The 13,153-nt window shown below is 40.0% G+C and carries 10 protein-coding genes; 3 read left to right on the top strand and 7 right to left on the bottom strand.

The window, feature by feature from the left end:
• The first annotated feature begins 18 nt into the window (after positions 1 to 18).
• Together PG086_RS04500 and mscL are read left to right on the top strand one after the other, a co-directional pair.
• Positions 19 to 465: a GtrA family protein gene (locus PG086_RS04500; RefSeq protein WP_084873496.1), complete on the top strand. Its 447-nt coding sequence runs from the start codon at positions 19 to 21 to the stop codon at positions 463 to 465.
• Positions 466 to 534: 69 nt separating this feature from the next.
• On the top strand, positions 535 to 915 hold the full coding sequence (gene mscL / locus PG086_RS04495) for a large conductance mechanosensitive channel protein MscL (protein WP_033584199.1): 381 nt from the start codon (positions 535 to 537) through the stop codon (positions 913 to 915).
• 41 nt (positions 916 to 956) lie between these two features.
• On the opposite strand, the gene hemH is transcribed toward mscL, so the two are convergent.
• The 6 genes from hemH to pitA all read right to left on the bottom strand — a co-directional run bounded on the left by hemH (position 957) and on the right by pitA (position 8,478).
• A complete protein-coding gene (gene hemH / locus PG086_RS04490) occupies positions 957 to 2,051 on the bottom strand; it encodes a ferrochelatase (protein WP_084873033.1) in 1,095 nt (364 codons plus the stop codon).
• Between the two features lie 77 nt (positions 2,052 to 2,128).
• Positions 2,129 to 3,001: a class B sortase gene (gene srtB, locus PG086_RS04485; RefSeq protein ID WP_084851991.1), complete on the bottom strand. Its 873-nt coding sequence runs from the start codon at positions 2,999 to 3,001 to the stop codon at positions 2,129 to 2,131.
• Positions 3,002 to 3,074: 73 nt separating this feature from the next.
• Positions 3,075 to 4,076, bottom strand: a complete 1,002-nt coding sequence (srtG1, locus tag PG086_RS04480) for a PI-2 pilus system class B sortase SrtG1 (RefSeq protein WP_212576377.1) — start codon at positions 4,074 to 4,076, stop codon at positions 3,075 to 3,077.
• Between the two features lie 21 nt (positions 4,077 to 4,097).
• Entirely contained in the window at positions 4,098 to 5,342 is a 1,245-nt protein-coding gene (locus tag PG086_RS04475; protein ID WP_033584193.1) for a DUF7601 domain-containing protein, read from the bottom strand.
• Positions 5,342 to 5,893 carry a PI-2 pilus system signal peptidase SipA gene (gene sipA / locus PG086_RS04470; RefSeq protein ID WP_007516429.1) on the bottom strand — a complete coding sequence of 184 codons (552 nt, stop codon included), beginning with the start codon at positions 5,891 to 5,893 and terminating at the stop codon, positions 5,342 to 5,344. Before sipA ends, PG086_RS04475 begins: the two co-directional genes overlap by 1 nt.
• Positions 5,893 to 8,478, bottom strand: a complete 2,586-nt coding sequence (gene pitA, locus PG086_RS04465) for a PI-2 pilus tip adhesin PitA (protein ID WP_270747925.1) — start codon at positions 8,476 to 8,478, stop codon at positions 5,893 to 5,895. The genes sipA and pitA overlap by 1 nt, the downstream gene beginning before the upstream one ends.
• 358 nt (positions 8,479 to 8,836) lie before the next feature.
• On the opposite strand from pitA, the gene pepT reads away from it, so the two are divergent.
• Positions 8,837 to 10,060: a peptidase T gene (pepT, locus tag PG086_RS04460; protein WP_247917929.1), complete on the top strand. Its 1,224-nt coding sequence runs from the start codon at positions 8,837 to 8,839 to the stop codon at positions 10,058 to 10,060.
• A gap of 36 nt (positions 10,061 to 10,096) precedes the next feature.
• On the opposite strand, the gene PG086_RS04455 is transcribed toward pepT, so the two are convergent.
• Positions 10,097 to 13,150, bottom strand: coding sequence for a pneumococcal-type histidine triad protein (locus tag PG086_RS04455; protein ID WP_270747923.1), 3,054 nt, complete (start codon positions 13,148 to 13,150; stop codon positions 10,097 to 10,099).
• Positions 13,151 to 13,153: the final 3 nt, after the last annotated feature.

Here is a 13,153-nt window from a genome sequence, read left to right as displayed (position 1 = left end):
TTATGCTATACTAAAACCATGAAAAGAATAATAAAGGCATTCTTCGATAACGAAATCCTCTCCTACCTATTTTTCGGTGCTGCTACTACTCTGGTTTCTATCTTATCGCGTTTGGTTATTTATCACATCAGCCACCAGGAAATCCTGGCAACCGTACTCGCAAATCTTATCGGGATTCTCTTTGCCTTTCTCACAAATGATACAATCGTCTTTAAACAAGAGAGAAGAAATTGGCCAACTCGCCTGGCTAAGTTTTTCTTAACTCGTCTCTCTACACTTGGACTTGACGTTCTTTTGACTTATATCTTCGTTACAATCTTTCCTAATGTTATTGGCCAGTTTGTCGAATATAATATAGATAGGGTTAATACGGTTGAAACCATCCTAGCACAAATCTTAATTATTCTGCTTAATTATATTTTCAGTAAAATCTATATTTTTAAAAAAAGCAACTGTTCTCCTTAAGCATCCAGGTTGCTTTTTGTCACAATTTAGGATATAATTAGTTAGAAATTAGGAAAGGAATTTATGAAAATGTTAAAGGACCTAAAAGAATTCTTGCTTCGCGGTAATGTTGTTGACCTTGCTGTCGGTGTAATCATCGCCTCTGCATTTGGTGCTATCGTAACTTCACTCGTTAACGATATCATCACTCCACTTATCTTGAATCCGGCCTTGGAAGCTGCGAAAGTACAAAACATCGCTGAGCTTGCATGGAATGGTGTTACATATGGTAAATTCTTGAGTGCTATTATCAACTTTCTCGTTGTAGGTACTGTGCTTTTCTTCGTTATTAAAGCTATGGAAAAAGCGCAAAACCTTCGTAAGAAAGAGGAAGTGGTTGAGGAAGCACCTGCTGCTCCAACTGAACTTGAAGTTCTTCAAGAAATCAAAGCTCTTCTTGAAAAAAAATAAGACAGATAAAGGATCTAGCTTAAAGCTAAATCCTTTTTTCTTTACTCTTTTGGTAACTTACCAGCCTTTTCGAGCATTTTCTTAATCAGGTAAGGCATCTTCACATTTTCACGGCCTTTTTTCTCAATGAGTTTTTTGACAAATTCTGGCATCTGAAGGTCGTCTGTCTCCTCCATGATGTCCTTAGTAGTTGCTGAAGGCGCTAACTCATCAAAGGTTTCTTCTTCTGGGAGAAAAGCTTTAAATTCTTTGTCTTCGTTGGCCCTTACAGTAGCAACTAAAGCGTCAATTAAACGACTATCCGTATTGGGCATAGGTGGACGATGGTAGGTGACACCTATTTCTTGACACAAATCATAACATTCCACATCGTTGTCAAACAATACTTCAATGTGCTCACTGATAAAGCTAATCGGAACAAAAATATAATGTTCTGGATGTTGCTTTTGTTCTCGTAAATATTCTAAGACATCTGGCTTGATCCAAGGGATTCCAATATCGCTTTCGCTCTGCCAAGTATTGGTATACTGGTCTGTCATTAGGCCGAGTTGTTCAGCAATTAGCTTGCTATTATCAAAAATCTGGTCAATATAAGGATCTCCATAGTCTAAGGCAAAAATGGGAACACTGTGAGCTGAAAAGATTACCTTGAAAGATTCTTCTCCCACATGGTTTCGTAAAATTTTTCTAATCTCATCTGTCCAGAAGTCCAGCAAAGCCTGTTGTTGATACCAGTCCTTAATGACTAAAAATCGTATCTGCTGACTTTCCAGAAACTTTTCATATCCCATGACTGAGTAAAAGGAATAATGAGGTTCCAAAATCAAACAGATACATTCTTCGACACCATCAGTTTCCATCTGTTTGATCACATCTGGAATAAAGGGACGAGAAAATTTGTTGGCAAAATAGATACCGTACTCCTCCCCTAATCGTTCCTTGACTAAATTGACCTCCTCACGTGTAATCCGTTGCAAAGGCGTCCCACCGATAAGGACGTAGTTGTCATAGAGGGTCTGGATCTCGTGGTCTTGGGGTCTAACTCCACGACGAATGTTTGTAAAAAATTCTGATACTCCTTCAAAACTAATCTCCTCTGGAGATCCAAAGGTCATCATTAACAGGGCTTTTTTCATATTATCATCCTTATGATATTATTTTCACCATCCATTCTATCATGAAAAACAAAAATAGTAAACGCTTCCGACGTCTACTATTTCTTTTGTTCTTTTGTATTTCTATCTCGTCTTATGATTAGAATAATAACTATTAGAAGCAAGATGACAATGATAAGAAGGAGTAAGGTTAGGATATAAATCCAATGCGTTGGAATCCCTTGGTCAAAATAACGTGTTCCTACGCTTTCTCCACTTTTATCCTGTGCTGCTTTTACTGGTGCATCCGTTATTTTTGCTAAAAGAATATGGCGGCCGTTGGTAATATTAAGAAAACAGGTGCTTAATAAAACAATCTTGTCCGTTGAAGTCAAGGAAACATCTCGCTTGTACTTGGCTTTACTCAACAGATACTGATAATAGGCCTGGTGTTCCTCATCGTTGGAACTCAAGGTTCGGTAAATTTCCGTATCATAGGCATCCACTTCTAAAATCCCAAAAATCTCAAGACCACGTTCTCGACCATTATAGTAGATAGAACCATAGCGATGCTGGTCGAAGAATTCCTTATCAGCAAATTTCTTAATCTCACCGAACATAGCCCCTGAAGCCATAGAGTGACCGTAGATGATGGTATTAAAATCAGTAAAGTTGGGATTAAAGCGATAGTCGAGAAAAATTGATCCTGTTATCGTATAATCGCCAAAGGCATTGCGGTCAAGGTATTTGACATTATCCTGACTTTGTAGAAGTGGATAGTCCACCTTTGTCCCATCAAGGCTAATCCAACCGCAAACATCATGATTAAGCTGTTGCAGAGTTTCAAATCCTGTGCTCGAAGCATCCTTTTCAATAGGATTATAGTGATCATAGTCACTCGCTTCCGCTCTCTGCCAACCAAAAAGAGCTACAAAAACACAGAAGAATACCAGAAATACTTTTTTGAACCGCAATCTCTTTTGAACCGTCATCGGCACTCCTTTCTATGCGAGATTTCTTAAAAGGAAAGGAGGCGGGACAAAACCGCCTCTTTTCTATTCACCCTTAGTCAGTAAAAGGGTCTGCTTCTTGCATTTTTTTACTCTCTCTTCTACGACGTAGGATCAAGTAGAGGACAAGGAGTAAGAAAATCAAGAGCAAGAACAATACAAACAAGATAAGGTACCAAATCCATAGTGGGATTGATGAGAGGAAACGTCCAAGAGACGAGTCATCAAAGACACTGTATGGGAATGGTTTTGATTTTTTTGTATGGAAGGTATTTTTAGGGACAGTGTCTGTAATCTTTGCGACCACGATATGACGACCATTAGTCACATCGAGAAAACAGGTGCTGAGTAGGATGATACGATCACTCGGCGAGAGCGAGATATCCCGCTTGTGCATGGCTACTGAGAGCAAGTGATCTAGATAGGCCTGCTGACGGTCCACACCCTGTATTCCTGGATCATAGATGTTAAAGTCATAGGCATCGACCTCCAACATCTCAAAGATCTCGAGCCCTTTTTCCACACCATTGTAGTATATACTACCGTAACGATGCTGGTCAAAAAATTCCTGATCAGCAAACTTAGCCACATCACCAAACATGACCCCGTTTTCTACGTGGTGCCCGTAGATAATGGTATTAAAGTCTTCGAACTTAGGATTATTTCGTGCATCGAGAAAGATAGCGCCTGTCGCTGCAAACTCACCTTTGGAGTCCTTGTTGAGATACTTTTCATTGTCCTTGGCTTGGACTAAGGGATAGTCGATATTGGTGCCATAGACATTGATCCAACCGAGGACTTCGGGATTGAGTTCTTGGAGTTTGCTGAAGCCTGAAAAACTAGCCAGCTCATCCTGTTGCGTCGTGACAGGTCGATAAGCTTCGTACTCACTTGACGAAGCTAAGGAGTAGACTTGGTTGGAATCCCAAAGGGCATAGAAACCAAAGAGAAAGATCAAAGCTGCAAAAATGAGCAGCAAGTGATTAATCACCCCATCCACAGCAAGAACGAGACGCCTAGACAGACTCTTTTTTGGTTTCTCACGCTTGGTTTTCATCGTCGTCTATCCCCCAGCCGTTTAGGCTTCTCTACGTTTTTTAGACAAGACAACAAATCCAGCTAAACCAAGACCAATCATCAAGATGAATGGAAGGTTGTCAATCAAGAGACCGGTAGGAGTCACGTCATTAATTTTATTGGTAACGGTGTTGTTGTTTGTTTTTTCACCAAGAAGGATATTCTCAACTTTATAATCTTGACCCAATTGTCCAGCCGCACCATTAGTTGATGTCCCGTTTGTCAAATATACTGATGATGCTGTATATCCTGGAACGCCAGTTTCTGTTACTGTGTATTTTGATCCCGCTGGTAATTGAGTGACTGTGAATGTTTCACCATGTTTCAAAGTAAAATCATAATCAACCGACTCTGATGCAGCAACAACAGCTAACTCATGTGATGCATTCCCATGTTGAACAACAATATTTTTTATTGGTTCTGCTGCAGTTTTATTTGTTGATGGAAGTTGAATACGAATATGGAAGTGGAAATCTTTTGTTTTATCCCCTGAGGCTCCGTCGACTTTTTTAGTAATTGTTAATGCGTTTGCAGTAGGGTCTACTTTACTAGGATCATCAGGCTTAGGGTCTCTGCTAGCATCTTTTGTATAGGTGTTGTCAAAGAGATTATAAACCCCTGTTTCACTCGGTTGAACCTTTGCTGTGTTGGATTGTTTATTTTCTTTGAAGTATACTGATGAAATATAGACACCACCATTGGCTTTATTTTTGACAATAACATGCATTTCATATGTGCGCTCATCATATCTCATTGCATCAATTTTTTTACTATCTTTTTCAATGGCTGTCCAACCTGATTTATCTTCTCTGACATCATAAACATATTCTCCGGCATGTTTATATGTTGTGTTGCCAAAAATATTTTCAGTCGTTTTTTCGATTTTATCATTTACTTGATTATCTGTTTTAGAATAAGTAACTGATATATCTGGGATATTCACTCCTTTCTCATAAGGAGCTCCATTAGAGGATGTACCAGACTTTTCAGTAAATTTAAAAGTAAATGTCGCATTCGGTGTTGTAATACCTTGTGCAATATTCAAGGTTTTTCTAATTTTCACAACAGCATTTGCTTCACCAGTTGCCATTGTTGTTGCTGAAGTATCATCCGCAAAGGTCGGAACACCTCTGAATACCGACAAAGCGGTTATAGCTGCAATACTTGCAGTGAATAGCTTTTTAAAGAATGTTTTTTTCATGATTATTCCTTTTGTTTTTTTATTTTCTTTTTTCATTATGATCATCAAAAGCCTCGTCTTCTAATGACTGTTACAACTTTGCCTTGAGTATCCTGTATAGGGATGGTTCCAAAAGCACGACTGTCTACAGCCGTTGTTCGATTGTCCCCGAGGACAAAGAGTTGTCCTGCTGGAACTTTCATCGGGAAGGTCGCCCCTTCCTTATAGAGCAGCGTTTCTTTGTAGATATCTTGCTCTTGTTGAGGAGAACCGTTGATGATGAGACCATTTTCGTTTATATCGATTGTACTTCCTTCGGTTGCGATGACACGCGCCACTCTTTCCTTACCTTTATAGCTATAGACCAGCAAGTCACCAATCGAATAGCGTTTATCCAACCTATAATAGACGACCAGGTCGCCATCTTTTAAGGCTGGCTTCATGCCATCGTCATTGTATCTTAATAGTCCAAAGACGAAAAAGTAAAGGGTGGCTAGTACAAATCCAACCATCAGAAGTTTACTGACTAAGTATAGGATATCTCCCCAGACACTCGGCGGAGACTTATCCCGATTGACTTGCGTTACTGGTTTCTTATGTTTCTTTTTAAGCAGCATCACTTCCTCCTATTCACCACAAGGTGACCAAGTAAGATGATAAAGAAGATTCCTCCTAGAGGAAGAACAACTCCAAGCATGAGAGTGCTACTCAAGAAGTCAATTCCCGTTTCAGGTACGCTGTTTTTATTATTCGTGACCGTCGCAGACTTATCCCCATCAAGCTTGCCTTCTTTATTTTCATAAGAAACCCGATATCCACGAGACGAACTTGCTTCTTCTTCGATACTGTAACGAGCATTTAGAGGAAGGTCGAGAATCTTAACAGTTTTATCTTTCTTTAGATCGACTGTCGCCTTACCATTTGTAAATTTCAGGGTTGTTTTTTGATTATTTACTATTGCACTATACGATCCATTCAATGGTTTATTTTGCGCATCCTTTACGTCAATGGTAATCTTAAAGGATTGCAGAAGATTAGCAAAGGCACCTGTAACTTTTTTTGTAACTGAAAGTGTCGGAAGTCTGTGGTTGGTGACGATTGTTTGAACATCCTCTGACAAGGTTCCCTCTTGTTTTTCATAGGTAACATGATATCCCGCTCTAGATGTCTCTACTTCTTCTACCTTATAGTGGGTATCACGAGGCAGGTATTTGAGGACAGTTTCCTGACCATTTTTGAGAGAAATCTGTACTTTCCCGTTAGTCACTGTTGTATTCCCAAACTTGCCGTTAATCGGCTTGCCATCCTTATCTGAAAGGGTAACATTAATTGTGAAAGATTTATTAGATGATTGTTCACCTTCTAGAATTTTCCTTATGGTGAGGCTTGGAAGCTGTCGGTAAATAACTTTGAAGGATGGTTTCTCTTTCGTACCTGTCTTTTGAACTTCGACTGTGTATCCTGGAGCGTCTGGTGCTTTCAGTTCGTAGTCATATCCCTTAGCTACCTTTGTAAAACTAGTATTTTCAGTAAAACTATTCGTTTGAACTGGACTAGTGACCTTTCGATAGGAATCCTTTGTACTTCCATCTTTCTTTTGGTTTAATTTTAATTCGACACTAGGTGGACGATTTGCTGATGGATTTGATTTCCCATCCACACCTTTCCATTCAATCTCTACAGGAACCGCCAATGGATCTGACGGCTTGAAAGTGGGCTTCTCAGAATAGTCTTTTGTTTTGGTATGTGAGGTCCCAATACCATAGGAATAGGCAACTTTTGCCCCCTTATTGGAATAGAGTTTAGTAGCATCGGCTCCTTCGGCATCATCACTAGTAAGTGTCTTATCACCCGCAATCGCATCAAATGCCTCTTGGGTAGAGGTGACAGTAAACTTGAGAACGTACTTGGCGTCATCCTCCAAAGTGTAACTCGGATTAAACTTGGCTGTTACTTCCACTAATCCCTGTTCGTTCTTCTTACTTTCAATCGTCACTTGATTAGTTGTCAGTTCTTCCTCATTACCATCCTTTATTTTGACAACACGAAGGCGTGAAGCATTACCCGGTAACAGCTGCACGTACTTGGACAAGACATCTGATATAGTTACATGGTGTACGCCTAGAGGTAGAATTTTATCGGTGATTTCTTTGAATTTTTGTTGCAAGTCATTTTCATCGCTTGCTGAAAGGATTTCATTCGGGATTGTGGAATTATAACCACCGATATATTCCTTAAGGGATGTAATACTATCTTTTGAGCCTATGTATTTGAATTTAATTGAATAAAAGCCATCTATTTTCGGAGCTATTAAACTAGAAATACTTCCCATACCTCTCTCTAAACCGGAAGTAAACCAATCTGGTGTATCAATTGTACGTCCTACGTTTGGATTAGAAGAATAGTTGTATATCGTCCTCCCGCTATTAGACTCATAATACATATTAGCTTCGCCATCTGATAGCAGGATAACTACTTTTTTTGCTCCTGCCCTTGCACTTTGCAATAATTTTTGAGCTTCAGTTAATCCAGCATTTATATTTGTACCAGTACCGATACCAGCGTTCATGCCATAAGAACGATTGGAGTCAGCAATTGTCAACGAACTAACAATATTTTTTGAACTATTAGAATCAGTACTCCAAGATACTAGAGTTTTGGCATCATCATATGGAGAAATATTTGAATACCAACCAGCCCAATTGGGCCAGCTTCCATATTGAGATCTTCGATAATATTCATCATAATAATAACCATTATACTGATTATCAATTTTTCCGGCAAAACCTACAATAGATAAACGGTTTTGGGAACTAGAAAGAATTGTATCAATGAGCCCCTGACGACCATTTACACCTCTCAATGTATTTTTTAGTGCTTCAATTCTACTTATGTATCTTGAAGTAGAAGATGACCACACATCTTGCTCTTTCATACTCCCTGAAAGATCGGCAACCAGGACAACATCCAAGGGGTCTGACTGGGTCTCCGTTCCCAGTTTAGATGTGATATCAAGTGACAGCTCATACTGGTCTTCCTGCCCTGATATCGGAGTAATCGTTTTGTGCAGAGTTGTCTGAGGTTCCGTTGTTGAATCTGCACGCAGAGAATTAATCGGTGCACACAAAAAAAGAATAGCTAGAAAGATAACTAAACGACTGGTGAAACATTGAATTTTCTTAAAATCATATTGAACGTTCATGCTATCTCCCTTACTAGAATATGTTTAAATCTGATACTATATAAATCTGAGATTTCCATAAGATAATTATATAATAATATTAACTTCGTGTCAATTAATGTGTTTGAAAACATGTTATTATAAATCACAAAAAAGTATGATTCTTCTTTGTTTTTCAAAATTTTCTGTGGTAAAATGAAAAAAGAATAAAAAAATCTCATAAAATATCAATGCATATATTTTAATCTAAAATATCCAAGATTTCATTTGAAAGTCTATTGAATTTGAATTATTATATTTTTTTAAAATTCGTGAAATTTTCAGAATGAGGCATTTTCCGAAGTTTGCATTCTATTTTATGATTGTTAAAGGAGTTTTTATGACTTATCCGAACCTTTTAGATCGTTTCTTGACTTACGTTAAGGTCAATACGCGTTCTGATGAACACTCTACTACTACTCCAAGTACGCAAAGCCAGGTAGATTTTGCGACCAATGTTCTTATTCCTGAAATGAAACGTGTCGGTCTGCAAAATGTTTACTACCTTCCAAATGGTTTTGCGATTGGGACCTTACCAGCTAACGATCCAAGCTTGACACGCAAGATTGGCTTCATCTCCCACATGGATACAGCTGATTTTAATGCTGAGGGAGTTAATCCGCAAGTCATCGAAAACTACGATGGTAGAGTTATCGACTTGGGTGATTCTGGTTTCAAACTGGATCCAGCTGACTTTAAGAGTCTTGAGAAATATCCAGGCCAAACGCTTATCACAACTGATGGCACGACCTTGCTGGGTGCTGATGACAAGTCTGGGATTGCTGAGATTATGACTGCCATCGAATACCTGACTGCTCACCCTGAAATCAAACACTGTGAAATCCGTGTCGGTTTTGGCCCAGATGAAGAAATCGGTGTTGGAGCTAACAAGTTTGATGCAGAAGACTTTGACGTTGACTTTGCCTATACTGTTGATGGTGGTCCGCTAGGAGAACTTCAGTACGAGACTTTCTCAGCAGCTGCTGCTGAGCTTCATTTCCAAGGGCGCAATGTTCACCCTGGTACTGCTAAAGGACAGATGGTCAATGCCCTTCAGCTAGCGATTGATTTTCATAATCAACTTCCAGAGAATGACCGACCTGAACTGACAGATGGTTACCAAGGTTTCTATCATCTTATGGATGTGTCAGGTAGTGTTGAGGAGGCGCGTGCAAGCTACATCATTCGTGACTTTGAAAAGGATTCCTTTGAAGCTCGTAAAGCAGCTATGCAGTCTATTGCTGATAAGATGAATCAAGAGCTTGGGAATGATCGCGTTAGCTTGACTCTGACAGACCAGTACTACAATATGAAGGAAGTCATTGAGAAAGACATGATGCCTGTTACCATTGCTAAGGCTGTTATGGAAGATTTAGGTATCACGCCAATTATCGAACCAATCCGTGGTGGAACAGATGGGTCTAAGATTTCCTTTATGGGGATCCCAACTCCAAATATCTTTGCTGGTGGTGAAAACATGCATGGACGTTTTGAATACGTGAGCCTTCAGACTATGGAGCGTGCGGTGGATACCATCATTGGCATTGTATCTTATAAAGACTAAAAAAGACGAGGTAGCTCAGCTACTTCGCCTTTCTTTTTATTCATTTGGTTGAGCACTTGGCTCAGACTCACTTTGTGCTTGCTTTTCTGTTGGTTTAGAAGTAGCTGTTTCACTGTCTTTCTCAGACTTAGATTGGCTATCAGTTTCACTTGCTTTTGAACGGAGTTCCTGGTTCAAGATAATGATTTCTTTAGCTAGAGTGAGGAGACCTTCTTTATCACTGCTTTTGGCTGCAAGTTGATCAAATAGGGCATCGACACGTTCAAAGTCAGCATCTGTTCCTTTGTTATCCTCTAAGTACTTGTGAAGAGAGAGCAAGACATTATAGAGTTTTTGGTAGATGATCACCGTTTGTGGATCTTGTTCCGCTTCTTTTTTCTCTCGTTGGATAGTCGCTGCAATACGATTCAAGAGATCCTCAAGTTGTGTTTTAGCTTCGTCAAGGTCTGCATTTTCCTTTTCAGTAGCCGCTTTGATATTAGCTGCTTCTTCAGCTAGGGATTGTTTGACACCATCTTCTTTGACACGTGCTAGGAGTTGGGCAGCTTTAGTTAGGAGAGCATCCACTTCTTCCTTCTTAACATGGCTAACCCGCTCTTCTGGCATAAAATCACCGTAGAGTTCTTTTAGGAATTCATAGATGGCGGTCTTAGCAGTTTGACTATCTACTTTTTCCGTATCTAGAATAGTCTTACCAGCTTTTGTAGATACGGGTTCTTCTTTGAGAGCTTCTTCTACTTCTAGCTTAGTTTGGTAAATAGTTGGGAATAACTTGTTCAAGTCGGTTGCTTTGAGGAAAGATTGTGACTGGTAAAGTTCCCATGTCAACTTGGCAACACGGTTCCGAAGTTCTTCTCTCAAACGACCATCAGACACATGTTCGTAGAAGTATTTGATGTACTCTACTGTTGTAACCCCGGTCCGATCTCGGAAATCTTGCAAGGCCTGCAGTTTCGCTTCAATGGCAGCCAACTCTGTCTCATCCTGTGCTAGTTTTGCTTCCTGCAAATGTACCAAAAGATCTTTCTTAGGCAAGCCATAAGTATCTGTATCCAATGTATTGATCTTATCTACTAGAGCTTGGTACTTCTTATCTAAAGGTGAAGTTTCAACCGGTGCCACACTTTGATCCACATGGATATACTGTTTATCAAAGAGATCCAAGGCTGCTAGGTATCCGGCAGTTGAGTTAGTCGCCAGTTTTTTCATATTTTCGGTGAATTGCCCCAAAGCAAGTTCAACACGTCTCTGCATGATAGGCTGGTCTTTGTAGAGACTTCTGCTATCTGCTAACAGTTGATCCACCTTAGATAGAACTGTTTGTTCATCAAAAGTCCCAGGTTGATAGGTCGATTGTAGGGCCGGAATCTTGTTTTTCAAAGCCACTTCAAAGCCCTTGGTTTGAACCTTGATGTAGTGATTGTGGTCTCCGTGAGGAATCACAAAACTGCCACTTTCTACTTGCAAACTATAAGGAGACACCCCATCACGTAGGGCAGTCGTATACAGTTCATTTAGGAAATCCAGTTCTGGATTCCCAGTTTGGAGAGGAATACGAACATGTTCTTTTCGAACAGCATAGGGATGGATATGGGTAGGATCATAGGCTTGATCCGGATTTCCAAAGACAAAGAATCCATTTGAAATGCGAATCGCTTCGAGCGGTACTCCGTAGGTCTGTGAGATATACTTGATTTTTTCTTCATCGCTAGCATCTCTTGAGAAACTTTCCACAGTCTTTGCAAGTGGTTGAACGTGCTGCGGCTGATGATTTTCTTTCAAGTGATCTTGGGCAGCTTTGATTTGGGCTGCAGTCAAGTCCTTCTTAAAGAAATAATGAGCGTGATCTCCATGAGAAACTACAAACCCTTGCTCATCTTCACTAATAACACGGTCAGCTGCAAAACCATAATCATGTTCTTCACCGTGGTGATGGTCATGCTCCTCTCCATCATGGTCATGATCTTCATGGTTGATATCTTGACTTCCATGGTCACCGTCTTGGTCATGATGATGATCAGGTTGAGCTGGATGTTCTGCTGGCTTGCTTGGATTTTCCAAAGGTGTTGGCTTCCCACTGTCGCTAGATAAAGGAATCATACGCGCAATCTTTTCTTCCAAGGCAGAAAGCTTTGTATATGGGATGAAATGATAGTGATTTCCGTGTGGAATCGCCACGCCACTTGGTGTTCTGCTCGAAATCTTAGCAGGGTCAAAAATCAAGCCATCTGATTCAGCATAACGTTGACTACTTGGAAGAGCATAGAGTTGCTGCAATAGACTTTGAAGACTCTCAGCTTGATTACTTGGTGTTTCAGCCTGTTGACTTGGGTTGGTAGTTTGACCAGTCGCGTTTGGACTAGGACGATAGTTAGTCACACTCGGCTGAGTTCTAGTTCCAGAGAGGTAGGCTTGGGCAGCAGCTAATTCGCTAGCAGACAAGGAGCTCTTTGGAATATAGTGGTAATGTCCACCGTGAGGTACGATATAAGCATCACCAGTATCTTCTATAATATCAGATGGGTTAAAGATGTAGCCATCATCTGTAGTATAACGACCTTGAGATTGCGCAAGCGCCACTGCACTGTTAGAAGTTGGTGCATCGTGAGTATGACCTTGTTTTTGGCGCTCAATTTCGTCCTTCGTACGAACGTTATCAGCATGTGCCGCATCCTTAAGGTAAACATAATACTTACCATCCACCTTGATAATATAACCACCTTTGATTTCGTTGACAATGTCAGCGTCTTTCAGTTGATAATTGGCATCTTTCATCAAAAGCTCTTCGCTGAAAATTGCGTCAAAAGGAACTTTACCATTGTAATAATGAAAGTGATCACCGTGTGATGTCACATAACCTTGATCGGTAATTTTCACAACAATTTGTTCTGCCTGAATATCTTCTTTTTTGCTAACTTGATCTGGTGTCTGAGTCTCTGTTTTTTGAGAGTCTTGTTTCCCATCAACATAAGATACACGATTTGTATCTTTTTTGTCTTCTACCTGGTGTTGGTTCAGTGCATAGATGCAAAGACTTAGGGAAAGGACTAAAGCCGAACCCGCCGCAAGATACTTTTTCTTAATTTTCATAAT

Source organism: Streptococcus halitosis (assembly GCF_027691175.1).
Classification (GTDB): domain Bacteria; phylum Bacillota; class Bacilli; order Lactobacillales; family Streptococcaceae; genus Streptococcus; species Streptococcus halitosis_A.
This window is presented reverse-complemented; position numbering and strand designations above follow the sequence as displayed.